The 21,756-nt window shown below is 71.2% G+C and carries 23 protein-coding genes and 2 pseudogenes; 7 read left to right on the forward strand and 18 right to left on the reverse strand.

Translation table 11 applies throughout. From position 1 onward, the window contains the following. Nucleotides 1-42: 42 nt before the first annotated feature. The 6 genes from H8R17_RS25990 to H8R17_RS26015 form a co-directional block, all read right to left on the reverse strand. Entirely contained in the window at nt 43-711 is a 669-nt protein-coding gene (locus tag H8R17_RS25990; RefSeq protein WP_399477264.1) for an ABC transporter, read from the reverse strand. Nucleotides 712-715: 4 nt separating this feature from the next. Continuing rightward, nucleotides 716-2,257, reverse strand: coding sequence for an ABC transporter permease (locus H8R17_RS25995; RefSeq protein ID WP_187825631.1), 1,542 nt, complete (start codon nt 2,255-2,257; stop codon nt 716-718). Beyond that, nucleotides 2,254-3,114, reverse strand: a complete 861-nt coding sequence (locus tag H8R17_RS26000) for an ABC transporter ATP-binding protein (RefSeq protein WP_187825632.1) — start codon at nt 3,112-3,114, stop codon at nt 2,254-2,256. The genes H8R17_RS25995 and H8R17_RS26000 overlap by 4 nt, the downstream gene beginning before the upstream one ends. Nucleotides 3,115-3,199: 85 nt before the next feature. Beyond that, nucleotides 3,200-4,033, reverse strand: coding sequence for a zf-HC2 domain-containing protein (locus tag H8R17_RS26005; protein ID WP_187825633.1), 834 nt, complete (start codon nt 4,031-4,033; stop codon nt 3,200-3,202). 55 nt (nt 4,034-4,088) lie between these two features. After that, complete coding sequence (locus H8R17_RS26010; protein ID WP_187825634.1) at nt 4,089-4,637, reverse strand: RNA polymerase sigma factor; 549 nt, start codon at nt 4,635-4,637, stop codon at nt 4,089-4,091. Nucleotides 4,638-4,749: 112 nt separating this feature from the next. Then, nucleotides 4,750-5,217, reverse strand: a complete 468-nt coding sequence (locus H8R17_RS26015; protein ID WP_187825635.1) for an NUDIX hydrolase — start codon at nt 5,215-5,217, stop codon at nt 4,750-4,752. Nucleotides 5,218-5,681: 464 nt separating this feature from the next. Here H8R17_RS26015 and H8R17_RS26020 point away from each other — a divergent pair, with 464 nt between their 5' ends. Together H8R17_RS26020 and H8R17_RS26025 are read left to right on the forward strand one after the other, a co-directional pair. Beyond that, complete coding sequence (locus H8R17_RS26020; protein WP_187825636.1) at nt 5,682-5,936, forward strand: hypothetical protein; 255 nt, start codon at nt 5,682-5,684, stop codon at nt 5,934-5,936. A 43-nt stretch (nt 5,937-5,979) separates the two neighbouring features. Beyond that, nucleotides 5,980-6,498 (forward strand): RICIN domain-containing protein, encoded by a 519-nt coding sequence (locus H8R17_RS26025; RefSeq protein WP_187825637.1) that lies wholly within the window; start codon nt 5,980-5,982, stop codon nt 6,496-6,498. A gap of 654 nt (nt 6,499-7,152) precedes the next feature. On the opposite strand, the gene H8R17_RS26030 is transcribed toward H8R17_RS26025, so the two are convergent. From H8R17_RS26030 to H8R17_RS26040, 3 genes are read right to left on the reverse strand one after another with little or no spacing between them, the layout of a single operon-like run. Then, entirely contained in the window at nt 7,153-7,359 is a 207-nt protein-coding gene (locus tag H8R17_RS26030; protein ID WP_187825638.1) for a DUF397 domain-containing protein, read from the reverse strand. Next, nucleotides 7,356-7,559 carry a DUF397 domain-containing protein gene (locus tag H8R17_RS26035; protein WP_187825639.1) on the reverse strand — a complete coding sequence of 68 codons (204 nt, stop codon included), beginning with the start codon at nt 7,557-7,559 and terminating at the stop codon, nt 7,356-7,358. The genes H8R17_RS26030 and H8R17_RS26035 overlap by 4 nt, the downstream gene beginning before the upstream one ends. After that, on the reverse strand, nt 7,556-8,383 hold the full coding sequence (locus H8R17_RS26040; RefSeq protein WP_187825640.1) for a Scr1 family TA system antitoxin-like transcriptional regulator: 828 nt from the start codon (nt 8,381-8,383) through the stop codon (nt 7,556-7,558). The genes H8R17_RS26035 and H8R17_RS26040 overlap by 4 nt, the downstream gene beginning before the upstream one ends. A gap of 129 nt (nt 8,384-8,512) precedes the next feature. Here H8R17_RS26040 and H8R17_RS26045 point away from each other — a divergent pair, with 129 nt between their 5' ends. The 3 genes from H8R17_RS26045 (at nt 8,513) to H8R17_RS26055 (ending at nt 9,482) form a co-directional block, all read left to right on the forward strand. Then, entirely contained in the window at nt 8,513-8,800 is a 288-nt protein-coding gene (locus H8R17_RS26045) for a hypothetical protein (RefSeq protein WP_187825641.1), read from the forward strand. Nucleotides 8,801-8,892: 92 nt separating this feature from the next. Beyond that, nucleotides 8,893-9,219: a DUF6247 family protein gene (locus tag H8R17_RS26050; RefSeq protein WP_187825642.1), complete on the forward strand. Its 327-nt coding sequence runs from the start codon at nt 8,893-8,895 to the stop codon at nt 9,217-9,219. Further along, nucleotides 9,216-9,482 carry a hypothetical protein gene (locus H8R17_RS26055; protein WP_223125478.1) on the forward strand — a complete coding sequence of 89 codons (267 nt, stop codon included), beginning with the start codon at nt 9,216-9,218 and terminating at the stop codon, nt 9,480-9,482. Before H8R17_RS26050 ends, H8R17_RS26055 begins: the two co-directional genes overlap by 4 nt. 21 nt (nt 9,483-9,503) lie before the next feature. Here H8R17_RS26055 and H8R17_RS26060 read toward each other — a convergent pair. Both H8R17_RS26060 and H8R17_RS26065 read right to left on the reverse strand, forming a co-directional pair. Next, nucleotides 9,504-10,720, reverse strand: a pseudogene (locus H8R17_RS26060) (DUF2993 domain-containing protein). Nucleotides 10,721-10,778: 58 nt separating this feature from the next. Beyond that, a pseudogene (locus H8R17_RS26065) lies at nt 10,779-11,529 on the reverse strand (5'-nucleotidase C-terminal domain-containing protein). 155 nt (nt 11,530-11,684) lie between these two features. Between H8R17_RS26065 and mshD the strand changes: the two are divergent. Further along, nucleotides 11,685-12,611 carry a mycothiol synthase gene (mshD, locus tag H8R17_RS26070; RefSeq protein WP_187825643.1) on the forward strand — a complete coding sequence of 309 codons (927 nt, stop codon included), beginning with the start codon at nt 11,685-11,687 and terminating at the stop codon, nt 12,609-12,611. Nucleotides 12,612-12,674: 63 nt separating this feature from the next. Here the strand turns inward: mshD and H8R17_RS26075 are convergent, their stop codons facing one another. Further along, complete coding sequence (locus tag H8R17_RS26075) at nt 12,675-13,292, reverse strand: TetR/AcrR family transcriptional regulator (RefSeq protein WP_187825644.1); 618 nt, start codon at nt 13,290-13,292, stop codon at nt 12,675-12,677. A 99-nt stretch (nt 13,293-13,391) separates the two neighbouring features. Here H8R17_RS26075 and H8R17_RS26080 point away from each other — a divergent pair, with 99 nt between their 5' ends. Further along, nucleotides 13,392-14,150 (forward strand): cytochrome P450, encoded by a 759-nt coding sequence (locus H8R17_RS26080; protein ID WP_187825645.1) that lies wholly within the window; start codon nt 13,392-13,394, stop codon nt 14,148-14,150. 262 nt (nt 14,151-14,412) lie between these two features. Here H8R17_RS26080 and H8R17_RS26085 read toward each other — a convergent pair whose 3' ends face one another. From H8R17_RS26085 to H8R17_RS26110, 6 genes are all read right to left on the reverse strand, one after another. Beyond that, complete coding sequence (locus H8R17_RS26085) at nt 14,413-16,485, reverse strand: pectinesterase family protein (protein ID WP_187825646.1); 2,073 nt, start codon at nt 16,483-16,485, stop codon at nt 14,413-14,415. 330 nt (nt 16,486-16,815) lie between these two features. Further along, nucleotides 16,816-18,276 (reverse strand): cell wall metabolism sensor histidine kinase WalK, encoded by a 1,461-nt coding sequence (locus H8R17_RS26090; RefSeq protein ID WP_187825647.1) that lies wholly within the window; start codon nt 18,274-18,276, stop codon nt 16,816-16,818. Beyond that, the gene (locus H8R17_RS26095) at nt 18,273-19,007 is read right to left on the reverse strand and encodes a response regulator transcription factor (protein ID WP_187825648.1); all 735 of its coding nucleotides are present in this window, start codon (nt 19,005-19,007) and stop codon (nt 18,273-18,275) included. The genes H8R17_RS26090 and H8R17_RS26095 overlap by 4 nt, the downstream gene beginning before the upstream one ends. Before the next feature lie 325 nt (nt 19,008-19,332). Next, the gene (locus H8R17_RS26100) at nt 19,333-19,509 is read right to left on the reverse strand and encodes a hypothetical protein (RefSeq protein WP_187825649.1); all 177 of its coding nucleotides are present in this window, start codon (nt 19,507-19,509) and stop codon (nt 19,333-19,335) included. Nucleotides 19,510-19,543: 34 nt separating this feature from the next. Continuing rightward, entirely contained in the window at nt 19,544-20,524 is a 981-nt protein-coding gene (locus H8R17_RS26105; protein ID WP_187825650.1) for a S1C family serine protease, read from the reverse strand. Nucleotides 20,525-20,646: 122 nt separating this feature from the next. After that, on the reverse strand, nt 20,647-21,669 hold the full coding sequence (locus tag H8R17_RS26110) for a LacI family DNA-binding transcriptional regulator (protein ID WP_187825651.1): 1,023 nt from the start codon (nt 21,667-21,669) through the stop codon (nt 20,647-20,649). Nucleotides 21,670-21,756: the final 87 nt, after the last annotated feature.

Here is a 21,756-nt window from a genome sequence, read left to right on the forward strand (position 1 = left end):
AGTGCTCAATGGCCACAGCAGCAGACTTCACCAGAGGGCCGCTCAGATCCTGTTCTTCCGCGCCGCACACAAGCGTGAACCGGAAAGCACCGGCCCGCGCCGCAACGGCTCCGGCGCGAACGCCGTCCACGTCAGCGCGGCGAGGAGCGCCATCGCCGTCCAGCGGTCGTGTGCGGCGTCCCACTCCGAAGACCCCGGTGCGGGCAGCAGGGTCCAGTCGTCGGGGAGGAGCAGGGCCGTGGCGACGGCTGCGGTCAGCAGGGCCGTCGTCACGGCGAGTCCCGGCTCGGGCCGGTCGGTGAACCGGACCGCGGTCGCCGCACCGGCAAGCGCGCAGCCCGCGACGCCTGCCGCCTCCAGCGTGATGTCGCCCAGCGGGGGCCGGGCCTGTGCCGGTACGAGGAGCAGGGCCGTCGTCCACCACAGCGCGGCGAGCGGGGCGACCAGGGCCAGCCGCAGGGTGATGCGGAGTGGGCGGGGCGTCGGTACCGGTGTGGTGGTGTGCCGGGCCGGGTCGTCCAGGAGGAAGGCCGGGCCCAGGGCGAAGCAGAGGGCTGCTCCTCGTAGGAGGGTGAGTCCCTGCCAGGGGTCCGCGGCGCCGGATCGCATCCGCGGGATACCGACCAGCAGCAGCCCGAGCCCGGCGCCTGCCGCCAGCGGCATCCAGGGCAGCGTCCGCCACACCGGCCGGACCAGGGACAGCACAGGCACACCCTCACCCCTCACAGGAGTCACCGTCCCCCGCCCCTTCGCCCCGCGCCTTCACGCCCAGCAGGTCCGCCACCCGCGTGAGCGGCGTCCGCGGGGACGTGAGTTCGGCCCAGTGGGACTTCACCGCAGCCGTGACCTCGCCTCGGGGCCTGGCCAGCAAGTGCCGGACGACCTGGGTCTGTTCGGCGGTCATGGTCAGCGGGTTCGTCGGGGTCAGGACGACGGCCGAGCCCTCGACGCTGTCGTCGACGCGGACGTTCCGCAGGGCGGTCATCGGGTCGCGCTCCGTGCCCAGGGCCAGCCACATGATCGTCACCACGCGGGCGTCGCACACCTCACCGCCGGATTCCTCGTCGCCGGCCACCAGCACCGAGGCCGCGCCCACCGCGAACTCGGGGATCCGGTTGCCGCCCCAGCGCGTGCCCACGGTCACCTCGCCGCGCCCGCCGGACGGGGCGATGGAGGCGTCGTCCTGCAAGCCGTAGCGGGCGTCGATGCGCTGCCGGACGGTGAGCTTTTCCCGGGCCGCGCTGCCGCCCGCGAGGGCCTGGACGCGGCCGGCCACCGCGGCCCAGTCGGCGGTGCGGCCGGTCCACTCGGGGAACGCGCAGTACGTGGACGTGCCGTGCGGGAGGCAGGTCTGTTCCCTCTCGGGGGCGACGGACGCCTGTTCGCGGGCCGCCAGCAGGGCGGGCGAGTCGCCCGGTGACTGGCCGGCGACGCCCGTGACCGTGGCGGCGAGGGCTACGCCTGTCGCCGCCCGGAGCGCCCACGTACGGCCGCCGCTGAGCAGCACCGCACCGCACAGCGCCAGCGCGGCCAGCCCCGCCAGGTACAGCGCGTGCCACGCGGCCGGGCGGCCCAGCAGGCCGGACGGGAGCGGATCCCCGCCGGTGTCGTTGACGACCGGCCACAGCCACTCCAGCCAGTGCACGTCGCCCAGGACGGAGGAGGCGGCGTACACGCCGATCACGAAGATCGGGGCGGCGAAGGAGGAGGGCAGCAGGCGGGCGAGGAGGACGCCGATGAAGCCGGCCAGGAGGACCCCCAGCGGGCCCACGGCGAGTTCGGCCGACGAGCCGTGCCCGACCGCGCCCGGCTTCAGCGCCACCCAGGTGAACTCCAGCGCCACCACGAGCGTGACCAGCGCCGCGAACGGCACCACCGAAAGCGCGTGCGCGACCGTACGCCGCCCCGCGGGCATCGGCAGCACGTCGAAGTGACGGTAGGTGCTGTGCTGGCGGGAGCGCAGCACCGCGCGGTTGACGCAGACCAGTACTGCGATGCCGACCAGTTGGGGCAGCGCCTGCGTGGCGCGGTCGGCGTCCTGGAGCGCCGGGAACTCGTCCATGCCCTCGCGGCCGTTGAACAGTTTCCAGCCGGTGTAGCCGACGTACAGCAGCAGAGAACAGAGCACGGCGATCTGCATCAGCAGTTCGCGGGCCTCGAAGCGGGCCAGGGCGAGGACGGACGAGAGGCCGTGTCCCTCGCGTGCGGGCTCGGGGGCGGACCCGGTGGGCGTCGGCGGGATCACCGTCGTACTCATGCCGCCACCTCCGCGGACGCGCCGTCGAGGGTGAGGAGGTAGCCGTCCTCCAGGGTGGGGTCGGCGAGATCGGCGCCGGGCGGGGGATCGCCCACGTTGCGGAAGGATCCGGTGCCGGTGCGCCAGCCGGCCAGCGCGCCCGGATCGCGGCCGGTGCTGCTCCACACCCGGCCCGCCGCCCGCGCGGTCAGCTCGGCCGGGGTGCCGTCGAAGCGGACCCGGCCGCCCGCCAGCACGATCACGCGGTGGCAGAGCATCGCCACGTCCTCGGTCTGGTGCGTGGACAGCAGCACCGTACGGCCCTCGCCCGCGCGGGCGATCAGCTCCCTGAAGCGCATGCGCTGCTCGGGGTCGAGGCCGACGGTGGGCTCGTCGAGGACGAGGAAACCGGGGTCGCCGACCAGCGCGGCGGCCAGGGCGACGCGCTGCCGCATGCCGCCGGAGAGCCGCTTGATGCGCCGGCCACGGACATCGGCGAGGCCGACCTCGTCCAGCGCGCGCCGCACCTCGCGGTGCCGTGCGGCCCGGTCGGTGAGCTCCTTGAGGATCGCCACGTAGTCGACGAACTCGAAGGCCGTGAAGTCCGGGTGCAGGCCGGGCGTCTGCGGCAGATAGCCGAGGGCGCGCCGCACGTCCTGGCGGCCGCGCGCGGTGGCGGGGTCGTGGCCGAGCACCGTGAAGGCGCCGTGGTCGGGCGGCACGGCCGTGGCGAGCACCCGCAGCAGAGTGGTCTTGCCGGCGCCGTTCGGCCCGAGCAGTCCGGTGACGCCCGCCGTCAGCCGCAGCGACACGTCGTCGAGGGCGCGGGTGCCGCCGTAACGGAGGCTGAGCCCGCAGGCGGAGACGGTGGGGGTCATACGGTCCTCCCGTGGAAGCAGGGGTGGCGGAGCGGGCCGGTGGTCACGCGGCGGTCCCGCCAGTCGAAAGCGGACGTCACCGCGGTCACACGGCACCCCCGCTGAACAGGTCGTAACGGTCGCGGAAGAGGAAGAGCAGTACGGCGGCGAAGCCGGCCACCGCGGCGGACACGCCCTGCCCGGCCGCGGTGAACGGCGCCAGCGGGTCGCTCGCGCTCGGCTGCGCCGCCTGCGCCACCACCAGCACGGCGACCCAGGTCCCGCCGACCGCGCACGGCGCCGCCACCGGGCCCAGCCGGGGCGCGAGCGCCAGCCCGGTCGCGGTCAGCGCGAGCGCGGGCAGCAGCCAGGCCAGCGCGCGCAGCCCGTACCCGGGCAGGGCGAGGGTGGCCAGGCCGTTGAGCCCGAGGCCGGCGACGAGCACGGCCACCGTGCGCAGCATCAGCAGCCGGAAGCCGTGCATCGGGGCGACCACCGTCATCTCGTACGCCGGGTCGAGCACCGGCCCGTACGACAGCGCCACCCCGGCCAGCGGCAGCAGCGGCGCGAGCGCGAGGAACAGCGTGGGCGAGCCGGCGTCCAGGGAGCGGCTCGCGGCCACGGTCATGAGCAGCACGGCGACGACCGCGGCCAGCCAGGACCGGCGCAGCACCGGCGTGGCCGCCAGCAGCCGCGCGGTGTGGCCGGCCACGCCGAGCCGTACCAGCAGCGTCTCCAGCAGGCCCGGCCGGGGCGCGTCCAGCTCGGCGTCCAGCCGCTCCCACCCGGCGTCCAGGGCGGCCGGATCGCTGACCCCGGCGAGCACACCCCGGCACTCGGCGCAGGCGCCGAGGTGGGTGTCGGCCGACCACAGCGCGGGCGCCGCCAGCTCGCCGCGCGCATAGGCCCGCAGGTCCCCTTCGGGTACGTGCCAGGTCATTCCGTCACCTCCGCAAGTCGCCCCCGGCCGATCCCGCCGGCTCCCGTGTACGGCGTCATGTCAGGGCCTCCCGCAGCTGCTTGCGGGCGCGCATGGCCCGGGTCTTGACCGTGCCCGGCGGGATGCCGAGCAGGACGGCCGCCTCGCGGGTGCTCAGGCCGTCGATCACCGTGGCCTGGAGCACCGCCCGCAGTTCCGGCGACAGCCGGACCAGCGCGCCGGCGAGATCTCCGTGCTCCACCCCCGCGAGCACGCGCTCCTCCGCCGACGCCTCGTCCCGGTGCCGCAGCCGGGCCAGCGCCTGCCGCAGCCGGCCCCGCGCCCCGTCGCCGCGCAGCGCGTCCACCAGCCGCCGCGAGCCGATCCGCCACAGCCACCCGGCAGCATCTCCGGCGTCCCCGTCGTGCCGGTAGCGCGCGCTGCCCCGCCACACCGCCAGGAACGTCTCCTGTACGACGTCGTCGACGATCCCGGCGTCGGCGCAGCGGCTGCGCATACGGGCGGTCAGCCAGGGGGCGTACCGCCGGTACAGCTCCTCGAAGGCACGCCGGTCACCGTCCGCGGCGGCCCGCAGCAGCTCCCCGTCGCTTCTCGTTTCGCTCACGTCTCCTCATCGGACGAGCCCGGCCGATCGGTTCACCGGTCCGCCCGGCGCGGCCCGCGCGTGGAGATCCGCGGGGCGCGCGAATGGTCTCGTGGATGTGCTGGTGGTGACCTCAGTGCTGGATCAGGCCGCCGACCGGGACGGGAGCGACGTGGCCGGTTGCGGGAAGGGTCTGCGCCAGGGCGAGGCCGATGTCGACCAGCGATGACCGGCGCAGGCAAGCGATATCGGGGATCGGAGTCCAGACCGACTCGGCGGTTTCGCCGTTCGGCTCGGGCCGGAGCCGGCCGCCGGTGATACGGACCCGGTAGAAGATGCCGACATTCTGGTGCTCAACTCCGGCACGAGCGGCGGCCGCGGGGATGACCCTCGAGTCCACGCCCAGCAGGCGTTCGACCACCGCGTCGCAGCCGGTCTCCTCAGCGACCTCCCGGATCACCGCGTCGAACGGATCCTCCGCGTGCTCGACCCTGCCGCCCGGAAGAGTCCAGTTGCTCTCGCCCGTCGGCGGTACATGACGGGCGAGCAGCACCCGCCCGTCGTCGATGCACACGGCGTACGCCGCCAGCCGAAAACTCATCCCCGTACCTCCCACTTCTCGACGTTTCCCCCAGGTCAAGCCCCAAAGTAAGCCCGGCCCTGGTGCCCACGACGACGGCGGCGTCCGTCTCCCGCAGCCAGTCGATGACCCGCCGCTCGGCGAGCCGGTGGCGGGCCTCCCTTGGTCGCTCGTCTCCCATCCATGCCGCACACGCCGCGCCCCGTCGCTTCTTCGCAGCGAGCAGCAGTGGCGACCTGTCCTGGCCCCGCGCCTTCCGCTCCCGGTAATACCGACGCCCGGTCCGCGCGGGCGCCCGCGGTGCGGAACCGGCGGACGGCATGTGCTTCAAGTGCCAGTTTGAAACAGGCTAATACGCCTGATGGCATGAAAAACACTCTAAAAAATGGCGAGTTGTTACGGCGTTGCTACCTTCAGCGGTGGGGCCGCCTGCTTCGCGCAGGGTTGACCGGCTCCATGCCGAACTCGCCTATTTGGGAGGGGTCATGGCAGCAATCACCAAGATCGAGGCGTATGTCTACACCGGCGACGCCGGTGGGGTGGGCACTGGCGGTTACGTCTATCTCGGCGTCGGCGGCCGTGTGTTCAACCTACTTGTGCCTCGAACCGTACGGCGATTCTCCCGACTAGCTGCTGGAACGGGCGATCGTCGCCGTCAAACCCCGGCGAGGACAGCCAGACCAAGTGCGGCCTGGTTCGGCACCAAACACGGCAAGGTCCTCTACCTCAAGCACGTCTGAGGACCAGTCAGCACAACTGATCCCCACGTCAGAGAGGAATCCTATGCGTCGCATCCTGACCCGCCTCGTCCTCGTCCTCGGCCTGCTCGGCACGATGCTCGGCGGAGCCGCGACCGCCGCCACGGCCAAAGCGCAGGGTCCGGTCACCCACATCGTCAACATCAAGACCGGCGGCAGCCTGCTCCCGCATAACTGGGGCGAAGGCTTCCAGGACGGCTGGGTGCACTACGCCTATGACCGCGGTGCCACGCTCGGCGCCGACCTGTGGGAGTTCGAGTACCTCGGCGGCTTCACCCACATCATCCGCAACACCAAGACCGGCATGTGCCTCAAGCCGGGTGCTCCCGTGGGTAACAAGCCGCGGGTGACCGAGGGGACCTGCGGCACAGGTCTCCAGTTCCAGTGGGATCTGATCCAGCGCTTCAGCGGCGAGTACAAGATCTACAGCCGTTCCGCGCACCAGGTCATGACCCCGTACTACGGGTACGGCCTGAATGAGATCGTCGTCCTGGAACCGGACAGCAACGTTGAGAAGGTCTGGTGGTCCATCGACAACCTGTGACCGGCCGCTAGCTGCCGCCCGGTCCGCCGGGCGGTTCCCGGCCCGGCTGCGTGGCCACGACAGCCCCTGCCCTCCTCCGGGCAGGGGCCTGTACTCCGAGACCGACCCAGAGTGAGGGTAAGGAAGACCGGTGCAGCGAGAGCTGACCGAACACCGAGTACATCTAGGAGTATGGAGGCCCCCCTCGTGCCACATCCGACCCGGGGTGCCGCCGGACCTCAGGACTGGAGTGAGCAATTCCTTCGGTCCGCGGAGTGCGTCATCCGGAGACAACTGGCTACGGAGGAGGATCGGGGTAGCCTGCACCGCCTCACTCTGGACTACCACGCCAACAGCGTGCGGGCGGTGGCGGCGTTCGCCATGGACAAGCGCCCCGGCGTCACTTTCGAGTATCAGCGGGACGTTGTTCCGGGCCTGAGTGTGGACTGGGAGCCGGACTTCGCTGCGTCGCTTTCGAGACACATCTGATCGAATGGTTCTACACCGAGGCCAAGAACGCGCCGCCGGACACGGAAGGCGTCGTGCGGAACTGAGGCAAAGCTGTACCGGGTGCGGCTGACCGAGCAGGGTGTGGGCAAGTACCTGCGCCGGTGGGGCCTGTCGTTCGCGCCAGCCCCACATCGTTCGCGGCTGCTTCGGCGGCCCCCGCGTCCGCTACACCTTCGAGCCGCTGGCCTGAAGCGCCCTCAGGAACGACGCCCACGGGGCGGCTCCGAACAGGACGATCGGGCCGTCCGGGGCCTTGCTGTCCCGCACGGGGACCATGCCGGTGTAGCCGTCGGCGACCTCGACGCAGTCGTTGTCGCCCCCTTCGCTGTAGCTGGACTTGCGCCAGACAGCGGTGCCGAAGTCGGGAGTCACGCCGTCTCCCGTACGGTGCTCACGAACGCGGACCAGGAGGCGGCGGAGAAGACCAGCGGGCGGGTTGCCGGGGTCTTGCTGTCGCGGACCGGGACTATGCCGGTGTAGCCGTCGGCGACCTCGACGCAGTTGTTGGCTCCCCCGTCGCTGTAGGTGGACTTGCGCCATGTGACGGTGCCGAAGTCGGGGGTCTGCATCATGATCCGAGCTCCTCCAGTACGTCCCTGATGAAGGCCAGCGAGTCCGACGGCGACAGCGCCAGATCCCGGAGCCGATCGTAGGACAAACGGTGTCGCAGGACGTCCTCCGGATCGTCCATCAGCAGACCGCTGCTGTCACCTTCCGTGTAGGCGACGGCGCTTCCGTCCTCCTGCCACAGCAGGGTCAGCGATCCCTTTCTCATGAGTTCGTGGATGTCAGCGGAGAACGGCAGCACCTGTACGACGGTGTTGGGCCACTGCGCAACGACCTCGATGTGTCGCAGCTGGCCCTCCCAGGTCTCCGGGCTGGCGGAGGGGCGGCGGAACGCAAGCTCGTCGATGATGAAACGGACGCTGGGCGCCGGATTCCTGCGCAGCGGAAGCTGTCGCCCCAGGCGTGCGGCCACCTGCTCCTCGATCGCCTCGGCGTCCTGGTCCGTTGTCCCGGGTCCGGACAACACCTCCCGGGCGAATTCCTCGGTCTGCAACAGCCCGGGCACGTCCGGCGTGTACACGCGCATGACGCGTGCTGCCGCCTCCAGGCGCATGTACTCCTTGTATTTGTCCTTGAAGGCCTCGATCCTCGCGATCTTCCAGTGGCTGACCAGCAGGTCACCGCACCCGTAGTAGCTGTCCAGGTCCTCCATGACCGTCATCTTGGACAGCCGCTCGCCCGTCTCCAGCCGGTACAGGTAGCTCTTGTCGTACCCGGTCTCCTCGGACAGCTGCCCCAGTGACCTCCCCGCCTTCTCCCGCAGGTACTTCAGCGTCCGCCCCAGTACGTCCCGCCCTGACACCCGCGGCTCGTCAACCACTTCGGTCACATTCGCCCCTCTTTTGTCCAGGTCCCCGGACAACGCTGGCCCCCTTCCGCAGCGTACCGGCAAGCAGTGACGATCGAGGCACGAACGGTAATCACCACTCGTCAAAGCCCCCACCCCTCAAGGAACCCCATGCCCGAGAACCTCCGCCTCCTCCCCTGGACCACCCCCGAGGGCAAGCCCTGCTACCTCAGCCCCGCGAGCGACCGCAGCCTCCTCTCCCGTCTCGCCGACGACGTGGAGGCCGCCCAACTCGACTCCGGGGAGCAGGTACTCGTCGGCTCCCAGGCCGTCCTGGCCGACCCCAGGGCGGGCGAGCGCGCGGTGCGGTTCGCGCTCACGCGGGCCGCCGAGTCCCTGGCGGACGTACTGCGGATCGCGATCAGCAGGGGCGAGCGCATCGAGGCGGGTGACAGGTGACACGCCCATCCATCACCACCCGGCGCCTCGCGCGTTCTACCGTGGACCTCCGGCCCTCACGTCTCACCCGAGCCGGAGAAGAGGAACCGATCATGGCCCACGAGGTGGACCCGAACGCCTGTGAGAGAACGCCGGAGGCGATTCGCGCGGCTCTGCAGCGGCGTCCCGACTGGTTGCAGGCCTTCGAGCAGGAGTGGCTGAGCGCGGCGGCGGACTTCGACCGCGCGGCGCTCGACGCCGTGATCGACAAGTGGTTTCCTTTCGCCTGTGCCTGCGCGACCCCGGGTTACCTCGACGAGGTGGAACAGACGGTCAAGCGCATGGCGGAGGGCGACACCGACGGCCTCGTCTTCCGTGACGCGGACGGCAACGCCTACGACGCCGACAGCCGGCCCATCGATACGGGCGGGCGCCGGTGAGCTCGTACGCCATCCGGTACGCGGACCGCGCGGCACAGCGCAGGGCTGCCCTGCCGGCCCCGCAGCGCGCGTCGCTGGAGGACCTCGAAAAGCGGCTCAGCCTCAACCCCTTCGGCCCCCCGGCGCTCAGCAACCGCGACAACAGCTGGTCGGCCGCGTTCCAGGGCGGATTCATCACCTACGTCGTGTCCAACCGTCATCAACGTCATCGACCTGGTGGCCCTCTGACGCCGGTCGGGCCCTCCGGGCCCGTCACGACGTAACCACGTAACGACGTAACGACGTCACGACGTGCCGACGGACAGGCCCGACCCCTCCAGCCGGACCTTGATTCCGTCCTCCTCCACCCGTACGTCCCGCAGCCGCACGTCCCCCTGCTCCGGTTTCGGGAGTTCGAAGGAGAGGGACAGGCGGTCGGCGAGGACCGGGCGGGTGAGGCGGGACAGCGCCTCGGGGAGGGCGGGGTCGAGGCCCAGGCGGCGCAGGACCTCGGGGTTGTCCAGGGCCAGGTCGATGAGGTTGAGCCGGACGGCCTGCCGGGCGAATTCCGCGGAGCCGGTCAGCTCGGCGAGCTTGCCGTCGTCGCTCAGGGCCTCGCGTACGGCGGAGTCGGGCACCCCCAGCCGCCGCAGGATCGCCGGCACCGAGAGCAGCGCCTTCGCCTTGCGGGTCTCCCGCGTGAGGTCGGCGGCGCCCTTCGGCGTCAGGTGCAGGCCCTGCGAGGCGCGTGTGCCCGGCAGGTATGTCGCCAGATCGCCGATGTCCAGGCGCATGCCGCCGATCTCCGTGGCGATGCCCCGCTCACCGTCGCGCGCGATGCGGGCCTCGGCGCGCAGCTTCAGGTCGTGCCCGGCGACCGGCAGCGTGCCGCGGGCGCGGACCCGGTCCGGGCCCTCGGCGGTGAACGTCACCTGGGACGCGCCCAGTTCGCGGTTGAGGTCGGCGAAGGACAGCAGTACGTCGCCGTCCAGGCGGGGCACCCGGGCGCCGCGGATGGAGGTGGGGCCGTCGGCGTCCAGCGTCACGTCGTGGGCCGTCGCCGAGACCTTCGCCAGGGACACCCGGTCGGCCGCCACGTCCGGCACGGTCACGCTCACCGACTCCAGCCGCCTGTCGGCGAGTTGGGTGAGGAAGGGGAAGCCGCCGATCTCCACCTCGGGCGCGGCGGTGAGATCCAGCCGGTCCTTGAGGGTGTCGGCGGCCTTGTGCTCGGCGTACAGCAGGGCCCAGCGGTCGCCGAGACGAAGGCGGCGAGGACGGCCAGGCCCACCACCGCCTTCAGCGCGAGCGGAAGTCCCGCGAAGCGGCCCCGCCGCCGGCGCCGGCCGCTGCGGCCGTGGTTGGGCGGGGTCCACTCCTCGTTCTGCTCGTGACCGTCGCGGTCCTCGCCGAGGAACTCCTCCAGAGGGGTCTCCTCCAGGGGGCCGTCGTCGAGAGCCGCGAGTTCGTCGTACGGGTTGTGACCGGGCTGTGGTGTTGCTATGCGGTGGGGGGTGCGCATCGGTACATCCGACCATGCGTACCGGTCCCACACGCAACCTGAACCGGAACTGTGCGACCTACCTCACGACCGTGATCCGGTCCGCCGCGGGCGGCGAGATCGGGTTCGTGGGCGAGGAGTTGGCCGTCAGGTAGTGCTCCAGCGCAGTCAGGTCGTCGCCGCCGACCAGGTCGCTCTCGCCCTGTCCCAGCGTCGGGAAGCCGTCGCCGCCGCCCGCGAGGAAGCTGTTCGTCGCGACGCGGTAGGTGGCCGCCGGGTCGATCGCGGCATCGTTCAGCCTGACCGAGTCGGCGACCACCCGGTCGGCGCCGGTCTTCGTCAGGTCCAGCGTGTACGTCAGCCCCTTCGACACCTGGAGGATCTTCGGCGCCGCCGCGTTCGCGCCGCTCACCTGTTCCTCGCGCGTGGAAGAGGCCCGAGATCAGCGGGGAGGCCCCGACCATGTCGCCGCCGGCCGCGGTGACGGAGTACCTCTTCCCCTCACGCGCCCTGCGCAGATGCGTGGCCAGGTACTCCACGCCGCCCGCGTCGATCGTCTTCGTCGTGCCGTCGTGCTGGTGCTCGGTGACCCGGCCGGAGGACCCGGCCGGCGGCTCCAGGTTGCCGTGCAGGTCGTTGAAGGACAGCAGCTGTATGTCCTGGTAGCGGCCGGGGTGGTGGCCGGGCCTGTGCTTCTCCCCGGCACCGGCCGACCCCGGCAGCGCGGCGGCGGTCAGTGCGCCCGCGGTGGCGAGACCGGCGGCGAGCGCGAGGAGACGGGTCGTACGGGATCTGCGACGCGGCTGGTGCGCCTGTGAACTGGCTGGCATACGCCCCCCTGTGGGTCTGCCGAGGCTGGCGGGAAAGTGACTCGGTCCGGGCGCAGCCTAGAGTCAACGCGCGTAGCGCGACAGAGGGTTCACGGTTACATCCTGGTTGCCTCTTTGCCGCCACACTGCCGGTGGCTGCCCGTACCCTCATACGCATGACCAGCGACGACACGGTACGGCCCGGCAGCCCCCGCTCGATCCACACGTACGCCGCGCTCTCCCCGGAGCAGACCGAGGCGGTCCTCGGCCTGCTGGAGGAGGCCCTGCGCACCGACGGCCAGCAGGCGGTGTCCGAACAGGGGCGGTTGCAGCTGCGGGGCGGGGAGCGGGAAGGCGTGTCCCACCTGCTGCTGACGGTGGCCGGGCAGCTGGTCGGCTACGCCCAGCTGGAGGACACCGACCCGGTGGAGCCGCCGGCCGCCGAGCTGGTCGTCCACCCCTCGCACCGCGGCAGCGGCCACGGCCGGGCCCTCGGCGCGGCGCTTCTGGCCGCCTCCGGCAAGCGGCTGCGGGTGTGGGCCCACGGCGGGCACTCCGCCGCGCGGCATCTGGCGCAGGCGCTGGGACTGACGCTGTTCCGCGAACTCCGCCAGATGCGGCGGCCGTTGACGGGGATCGACCTGCCGGACCCGGTGCTGCCCGCCGGGGTGACCGTCCGCACGTTCGTCCCCGGCCAGGACGACGCGGCCTGGCTGGCGGTGAACGCCGCCGCCTTCGCCCACCACCCCGAGCAGGGGTCTTTGACGCAGCGGGACCTGGACGACCGCAAGGCCGAGCCGTGGTTCGACCCGTCCGGCTTCTTCCTCGCCTTCCGCGGCGACGAACTGATCGGCTTCCACTGGACCAAGGTCCACGCGCAGGAGCGGCTCGGCGAGGTGTACGTCCTGGGCGTCGGCCCCGAGGCCCAGGGAATCGGCCTGGGCAAGGCGCTCACGGTGATCGGGCTGCGGCACCTGGCGGGTCTCGGTCTGCCGACGGCGATGCTGTACGTCGACGCCGACAACAAGGCGGCCGTGAGCGTGTACGAGCGGATGGGGTTCACGACGTACGAGACGGATCTGATGTACCGAACGGAGACGTGACCGGCGGTTGCCTCACGCCCGCTTGGGCCCGGTGCCGGCGCGGTAGTTACGCAGGGGCAGGTGCTATGCCGGGCGGGGCAGTGAGCTGATGCCGTCGATCGCGATGTCGGTGGCCCGGTGAACGGCGTTGTAGGTCTCCTCGGGCCGGTAGCCCCGCTGTTGGCAGGTGGCGACGATGAGCTTGATCGCCCCTACCAGCGAGCCCACCGCCGCGGCGGCCTCGACGAGGTCCAGCTCGGGGCAGGCACGGTGGAGCGCGTGGGTCAGTTGCAGTTGGATGTCGAACAGCACGTACAGCTCACGCGCCTGCAAGGCCGGGACCGACGCGATCAGCCGGGTCCGGACCGGACCGACCTTCCGCGCCAGCTCTGAGTCCGTGTCTCCGAAAACACTGTGGTCGATGACGCGCCGAAGCAGGTCGGCCACTGGCTCGCCGGGCTGCCGGTCTCGGATGATCTCGACCGCGCGTTCCAGCCGCGACCTGTCGTCGAAGAAGACGATGTCGTCCTTGCTGGCGAAGTAGCTGAAGAAGGTCCGCGTCGCGATGTCCGCGGTGGCCGCGATCTCCGCCACGGTTGTCTGGTCGTAACCCTTCTCGGTGAACAACCGCAGGGCGCCTTCGATGAGCGCTTGCCTCGTGCGCGCCTTCTTCCGCTGGCGCAGACCTGGGTCGTTGGTCACGCCGGCACTCTACCGCATGCGATGTTGTTTTGCACTTATTGACGTTTTACATCGAGTGCTGTTTTATCAGGATGCCCGTACCGATCCGAGGAGCGGCCGATGGACAGCACGTCCCGCTCTCGGCGGTTGCTCCTCGAAACGGAGATCGAGGCGGTCGTCGCTGACCACCTGGACGAGATGGAGCTCGCCGGGGGCCCGGCCGACCTGGTACAGGCGTTCGCGCTGCCGATCTCGGCACAGGTGATCGGCGAACTGCTCGGGGTGCCCTATTGCGACAGCAAGGGGTTCCAGCGGAACGCCACCACACTGTGGAACGTCGACCTCGCGCCGGAACGCCGGCACGCGGCGCTCGGGGAGCTCACGGCGTATCTGCGGGATCAGCTGCGCCACAAGCGCTCCTGGCCGGAGGAGGACGTGCTCAGCGGGCTCGCCACACACGAGGAGCTGACCGCGGACGAGCAGGCACGACTGGCGCTGCTGTTCCTGATCGCCGGACATGAGACGACGGCGAACATGCTCGCGCTGGGTGCTTTCGCTCTCCTGGCCGACCCTGCGCGGTTGGCGAAGGTCCGCGACATGGGCGAAGACGTCCCCGCGGCGGTCGAGGAGCTGCTGATTCACCTCCCGATCATCCAGCACGGGCCCGACCCCACCCGCTCCCCGGCCGGACACCTCGCGTTCGGCCGGGGAGTCCATCAGTGCCTCGGGCGGCGACTGGCCCGCGCCGAAATACGGATCGCTCTCCCCGCGCTGCTGCGCCGCTTCCCTGCGTTACGTCTCGCTGTCGCGCCCGAGGACGTGCCACTGCGGTCGGACATGACGGATTACGGCGTGCATGAACTGCCGGTCACCTGGTAGGAGTTCCGTCACCTGCGGTCGGGTGTCGGTCGCGTGTCAGACGACGCAGTGGACGCGCTGGGTGTCCAGTTCGTAGCGGGCGCCCACGGCGGACAGGCGGCCGTCGGCCACCCAGGGGTGCTGACCTGACCCACGCCCGCACTACCGGCTGGGTGACGGTAGCCGCGGTGGGCGTGGGGCCTGTTCGGGGGCTCCGGCGGTGTGGCGCCCGGGGGCCCTCCCGGCTCGGCGGTCTCGTGGTCCGCCGAGCCGGGAGGGAGTCTCAGGACGCCGTCGGGGTCCAGCCCGCCAGCCAGTCCGCGACCTCCTGGCTCGCGGCCTGGCCGTCGCTCAGGTGCGGGCGGTCACCGCTCGCTCCGCCCGCGCCGGGACCGGTGTTCTTGTACTCGGCGAAGCGGTCGTCCTTCCAGGAGAAGCCGCTCATGTCGGTCCAGGGCGTGGACTTGATCGCGGAGCTGAGGTTGGTGTTGCGGACCGTGGTCTGGGGGTCGAGGCTCGCGTCGCCGCCGGCGTGCCAGGGGCGGCCCAGGTAGAAGCTGGCCCCGGACACGTCCCCGTTGACCGTGGAGTTGGCGATCAGGATGCCCTTGCGGTTCGCGGCCGTGCTCGGGGCGGTGATGTACCCGGCCGAGCTGCCGTTCCAGCGTTTCTTCAGCGTGATGACGGACTTGTCGAGCACGGCCGTCGCGCGGCCGAAGATGAAGTCGACGTTGCCGGTGACGTAGGAGTTGGCGACGTAGACCCGGCCCAGCCTGTCCTTGGCCGCCGTGTCCAGCAGCAGGGTGTCCTGGTCGCCGGTGGTGATGATCGAGTCCAGGAACACCTTGTCGGCGGCGGTGCGCAGGGCGACCGCCTGGTGGCCGGAGAGGTTCTGGTTCTTCGCCTCGTCGAAGTCGTTGGAGATCGTCAGGTTGCGGGCCTGGAAGTCGTCGGCCTCGACGGCGACGGTGGCGCTGCCGCTGGTGCCGTAGTTGCCCGAACCGTCGGGCTTGGGGGTGCCCGCGGCGTTGTCGTAGACGATCACCGTGTCATTGCGGCTGCCGCCCGTGCCCTGGATGGTGACGTGCGGCTTGTTGGACGGGACCTTGACCGTCTCGCGGTACGTCCCCGGCTTCACGGCGATCACCACCCGGGAGGGGTTGTTCGCCGGTACGGCGTTCACCGCGGCCTGCACGGTCCTGTACTGCCCGCTGCCGTCCTTGGCGACGGTGATGGTGGTCGCGGCGGCGGCCTTCGTGCTCGCCGCCGTCGTACCGATCGAACCGCGCGGCCCGGCCCCGGACTTGAGCAGCGACGGCACGTCCGCCGTCTTGTCCAGCGAGTAGTTGTAGTACGTCTTCGGATCGAAGGCCGTGCAGCCGCTCTCATTGCGGCCGGAGGTCCCGGAGAAGGTGTTTCCGCGCTGGACCACGGCCGCCGTGCTGTCCTTGATGACGGGGTTCTTGACGCCCTGGAAGTAGCTGTTCTCCAGGACCATCTTCGTCTTGCCCCGCGAGTAGTTGCCGTACGAGGACTTGATGTCCGTGCCGGGCGTGTCCTCCAGGAAGTTGTTGTAGAGGTGCGCGTGGGCGGCGTTGTCCGTGGACGGGTTGCGCTGCTCGGTCTCGCGCAGCCAGTTGTGGTGGATCGTGATGTCCGTCCTGACGTTCTCGGTCCAGCCGATGCCGAACGTCTTGTTGTTGTCGCTCAGCTTGTTCCAGGACACCGTCACGTACGAGCTGTCCTTGCGGACGTCGATCAGCCCGTCGGCCATGTGCCGCAGGTCGTTGTGGTCGATCCAGACGTGGTGCGCACCGTCCATCTGGACCGCGTCGAAGTCGTGGTCCTTGTCGTTCCAGATGCCCTGGTAGGTGTCCCGGATCGTCAGGTTCCGGATGATCACGTTGTGGACGCCGGAGCCGAGGAATAAACCGCCGCCGACGATCTGCCCCGAGGTGCCCTGGCCGACGATGGTCTTGTCCGACTGGACCTTGATCTCCTTGCCGACCGGGTTCATCTTGATGGTCCCGGCGACGACGATGACGTACGGCTCCGCGGCCGTGGCGTACTTCTCCAGGTCCGCCTGTGTCTTCACGGTGACGGTCTTGCCGTCCCGGCCGCCGTACGTGCCGTTCTGCCCGAGGGCGTTGACGGACGCGAACCCGTCGGCGGTGTCGGCGGCCCAGGCCGGTGCGGCGGCGTTCGCGGCGGAGGCCCGCTGCTGGGCGTCGGTGCCGAACAGACCCGAGTCCGTGCCGTAGGCCAGGGTTCCGGCGGCGGCCAGGACCACCGGCACCGCGACCGCCAGGGCGGTACGGCTTCTGCGGTGCCGGGCCTTGCTGCGCAGCTCACTCATGCGTGCGCTCCGTTCCGTGCGGGGGGAATCGAACCGACGATCAGTTGCCGCCCCGCGGGGAAAGGTTGCCGCCCGCGGCCGTGCTCCTCGGCTCACGCGGCAGACGCCCGGCCGGGAGCGTGGGGGGAGAAGATCTCCGGCCGGGCGCCGCACCTCCACTCTCCTCCCACCGGCCGCCACGCACCTCGGCCGTGCGGCCGACCCCGGCGGCGCGGGGTCGGCCGAACGGCCGAGGTGCCGGGTCGCCGAGGGGGGGGCGGGTCGAGGGCGGGGCGGGTGCCACATCGACTCCCCCGGCATGCTCGGCCGGGACTCACGGGCGGCGGGAGCTCAGGCCGGTTCCTGAAGGTCCGGCGGCGGCGTCGGCGCCCCCGGCAGGCGGACCGTGGCCACCGTGCCGCCGCCGTCCGCGGGGCCGAGGGTGACCTGGCCGCCGGCCTGCTGGACCGTGCGGGCCACGATGGACAGGCCGAGGCCGGAGCCGGGCAGGGCGCGGGCGGAGGGGGAGCGCCAGAAGCGGTCGAAGACGTGCGGGAGTTCGTCGGCGGGGATGCCGGGGCCGTGGTCGCGGACCGTCAGCACGCCCTGGCTCAGCCGCACCTCGACCGCGCCGCCCTCGGGGCTGAACTTCACCGCGTTGTCCAGGATGTTGACCACCGCCCGTTCCAGCGCGGCCGGCTCCGCACGGACGTACCACGGCTGGACGTCCGCCGTGATCGTCAGCTCCGGGCCGCGCAGCCGGGCGCGGCGCAGTGCCGACTCGACGATGTCCTGCCAGGCGAGGATCTGCGCCTTGCCCGCGTGCTGGCCCTGCTCCGGACGTGACAGCTCCTGGAGGTCGCCGATCAGCGCGGACAGCTCGGTCATCTGCGCCTTCACCGAGGCGAGCAGCGCCTTGCGGTCCTCCGCCGGCAGCGGGCGGCCCGTCTCCTCGCTGCGGGTGAGGAGTTCGATGTTCGTGCGCAGCGAGGTGAGCGGGGTGCGCAGCTCGTGGCCCGCGTCCGCGATGAGCTGCTGCTGCAGCTCGCGGGAGCTGGCCAGGGCCGAGGTCATGGAGTTGAAGGAGCGGGACAGGCGGGCCACCTCGTCCTCGCTGTCCTCCTCCACCGGGATACGGACGTTCAGGTCCTCCGTGCGGGCCACATGTTCGACGGCCTCGGTGAGCTTGTCCACCGGGCGCAGACCGGCCCGCGCGACCGCGAGGCCGGCGGCTCCCGCGCCCAGGACCCCGATGCCGGAGACCAGAAGCAGAATGAGTGCCAGTTCGTTGAGGGTGTCCTGGGTGTTCTTCAGCGGCAGGGCGACCAGCAGGGCGGAGTTGCCGGGATCCTCGTCGCCCTCGGCTATGGCCAGCGGCAGGCGTACGACCATCACGCGCACGGCCTCGCCGTCGGTGGTGGTGCTGTTGTGGAAGTGGAACTGGTTGATGGGGCCGTCCCTGACCAGTTCCTTGTCGGCCGCGGTGACCTTGACCGCGCCCGCGGAGCCCGGGATGACGCAGAACTTCCCGTCCTCCTTGAGCACCTGGACGTAGCTGTTGCGGAAGAAGGGGCTGGGGCTCTGCTGCACGGACTCGGTGCAGCTCTGGACCGCGTTGACGACATCGCTGTACTGGGGCTTGCTCGCCGCCTTCTGCAGGTCCTCGTTCATCTGGGCGTACAGCTTGCCCTGCACGATGAACCAGCACGTCACCGACACCGCCGCCACCGCGAACGCCACCGCCGCCGCAACCAGCAGCGACAGCCGGGCCCGGATCGGCAGCGCGCGGAACCGGCGTATGACTCTGCTCACTCCGCGCCGCCCTGCCGCAACACGTACCCGACGCCGCGCACGGTGTGCACGAGGCGCGGCTCGCCGCCCGCCTCGGTCTTGCGGCGCAGGTACATGACGTACACGTCGAGGGAGTTGGAGCTGGGCTCGAAGTCGAAGCCCCACACCGCCTTCAGGATCTGCTCGCGGGTGAGGACCTGGCGCGGGTGCGCCATGAACATCTCCAGCAGGGTGAACTCGGTGCGGGTCAGCTCCACGTGCCGGGACCCGCGCGTGACCTCGCGGGTCGCGAGGTCCATGCGCAGGTCGGCGAAGGTCAGCACGTCGTTGTCCTCGGTCGCGCCCGGTACGGAGGCCGCGTAGGAGCTGCGGCGCAGCAGGGCGCGGATCCGGGCGAACAGCTCGTCCAGCTCGAACGGCTTGACCAGGTAGTCGTCGGCCCCGGCGTCCAGGCCGGTGACCCGGTCGCCGACCGTGTCCCGGGCCGTCAGCATCAGGATCGGGGTGGTGTCGCCGGCGCCGCGGATCCGGCGGGCGGCGGTCAGGCCGTCCATGCGGGGCATCTGGATGTCGAGGACGACCAGGTCGGGCTGGTACGCCGTCGCCTTGTCCAGCGCGTCCGCGCCGTCGACGGCGACCTCGGTGTCGTATCCCTCGAAGGCGAGGCTGCGCTGGAGTGCTTCGCGTACCGCCGGCTCGTCGTCGACGATCAGGATGCGCTGGGTGTCACGGTCGCCTTCGGCGGGGCTCATGGGCGTCGGTTCCTCGGCTGCGGTACGCGGTGCTGACGGATTCAGCCTCGCACGATTCCCTGTGGGGGCGGAAAGGATCAGTGGCGGGTGGTTGCCGGGTGCGGGGGGACTGCGTCGGCTGGGCTGTGTTTGCCGGGTTGCCCGGCGTTGGCGCTGGCCGGGGGTGGGTGCGCTTGCCCGCGCTGGCGGGGTGCCTCCCTCACGCTCGAACGAGCTCGCGCGGGGGCACCCCCATCGCCCACCCGTGCCGCCCTGGGGGTCCCTCCCAGGCCCTCAAGACACCGGGGGAGGCACGACTGCCCGCCGCCATGTCGGCTGTGGCGGCTCAGCTCCGTGCGGCCGTGCGGCGGCGGCGCGCTGCGCGGCGGGCCGGGCGTGTGGCCGTGGGGGCGACCTCCGGGGCCCGGGGTGCCGGGGTGTGCAGCTCGGCGGCGACCGTGAGGGCGAGGGTGAGGGTGGCCGGGCCGGTGCCGGTTGCCGGGTGCGGGATCTGCTTGATCATGTCGTACTCCCCAGGGTTGTCCGCCGTGGCGGGGTCAGTCGGTGGAACCGGCCCGCAGCTTGGCGAGGTCGGCCTTGACGGTGTTGACCGGGATGGCGAAGCCGAGACCGGCGCTGCCCGGGTCGGACGACGAACCGGTCGGGTACATCGCGGAGTTGATGCCGATGATGTTGCCGTTCATGTCGATCAGCGCGCCGCCGGAGTTGCCCGGGTTGAGCGACGCGTCGGTCTGGATCGCCTTGTACGTCGTCGTGTTGGAGCCGGTGTCGCCGTTGAACTGACGGCCGCCGAACTCGAACGGCCAGTTGCCGTCCGGCTGCTGCTGCTGCTCGTCGGTGGGCACTGTGACCTCACGGTTCAGCGCCGAGACGATACCGCTGGTGACCGTGCCGGACAGGCCCTCCGGGGAGCCGATCGCCACGACCTCGTCGCCGACCCGGACGCCGTCGGAGTTGCCGAGCGTCGCGGGCTTGAGGCCGGCCGCGTTCTTCAGCTTGATCAGCGCCAGGTCCTTCTTGCTGTCGGTGCCGACGACCTCGGCGGAGTACTTCTTCCCGTCGCTCATCGTCACCTCGATCTGCGAGGCGCCGGAGATGACGTGGTTGTTGGTGACGATCTCGCCGTCGCTGGTGATGACCACGCCGGAGCCGGTGGAGGAACCGGCGTTGGAGTCGGCGTTGATCTCGACGATGCTCGGGCTGACCGCCTTGGCGACCCCGGAGACCGTGCCCTTCTGGCCGGCCGGGACGACATCGGTGCTGGTGGAGCTGGCGGCGACGGTGGTGTCGTTGCCGGTCAGCTCCTGGATGCCGTACGCGGTGCCGCCACCGACGGCCGCGGCGACGATCGCCACGGCGGCCAGCAGGGCGGCGGGGCCGCGCCTGCGCTTCTTCGGCGGGATCGCGGGACCGTACGCCGGCGGGGGCGGCCACTCGGGGTTCACCGGGGTCGCGGAGGACTGCTCACCCTGGTAAGGGTTCTCGTACTCACCATTGCGGTGGAAGCTCTCGGTCATGTTCATGAGCTTCGCGCTCGACCATGAGAGCTCCCTGAGTGCTCACTGAGAAGCCCGACAGAACCTCGTATGCCCGATATAAAGGGCTCCCTCGGCGGTTGGCAGGGGCTCTCAGAGAAACCTCATGCGCAGCCGCACGACCGCCGGACCACCAGCCGCGACGGGAACACCTTCAGCCGCTCGCGGCGCGAGCCCGCGACCCGCAGCCCGTCGTCCAGGACCAGGTCCACCGCGGCGCGTGCCATGGCCGAACGGTCGGAGGCGACCGTCGTCAGGGGCGGGTCGGCCAGCGCCGCCTCCTTGATGTCGTCGAAGCCGGCCACCGCCAGCTCGCCTGGGACGTCGATGCGCAGCTCGCGCGCCGCGCGCAGCAGGCCGATCGCCTGGTCGTCGGTGGAACAGAAGATCGCGGGCGGGCGGTTCGGCCCGGAGAGGATCCGCAGGGCGGCCTCGTAGGCGTCGTAGCGGTTGTAGAGGGCCTCGAAGAGCCGGCCATCCGTGGAGATCCCGGCCTCGGCCATCGCCTGCCGCCAGCCCATGACGTGGTCGGAGACCGGGTCGCCGACCGCGGGGGTTTCCGCGACGCCGCCCATGCAGGCGACGTACTCGTGGCCGTGCTCCAGCAGGTGGCGTACGGCGAGCTGGGCGCCGCCGAGGTCGTCGGTGACCACGGAGACCTCGTCGATGGCCTCCGGCCGCTCGTGCAGCAGCACGACCCGCGCGTCCCAGGCCTCGATCTCGGCGGCGGCGAGGTCGTTGAGCGCGTGGCTGGCCAGGATCAGCCCGGAGACCCGCATCCCGAGGAAGGCCCGCAGGTAGTGGACCTCGCGCTCGCCGACGTAGTCGCTGTTGCCGACCAGCACCATCTTTCCGCGCTCGGCCGCGGCCCATTCGACCGCGTGCGCCATCTCCCCGAAGAAGGGCTGGCGGGCGTCCGGCACGATCAGGCCAATGAGGTCGGTGCGCCGCGAGGCCATCGCCTGGGCGACCCGGTCGGGCCGGTAGCCCAGCTCCTTGATCGCGGCGAGGACGCGCTCGCGCGTGGCCGGGGCGACCGGCCGGGGTCCGTTGTTGATGACATAGCTGACGACGGCGGTGGATGTCCCCGCCAGCCGCGCCACGTCATCCCGAGTCACCTTGGCCACGCGCGAAGTCTACGCGGATATACCAGGTCCGGGCAGGCCGGAAGAGGTCCCCGGCGGGTGCGGACCGTCACCCGGACGGCCCGCACG

It is taken from the genome of Streptomyces sp. TRM68367 (assembly GCF_014495685.1).
In the GTDB taxonomy this organism is placed as follows: Bacteria; Actinomycetota; Actinomycetes; order Streptomycetales; family Streptomycetaceae; genus Streptomyces.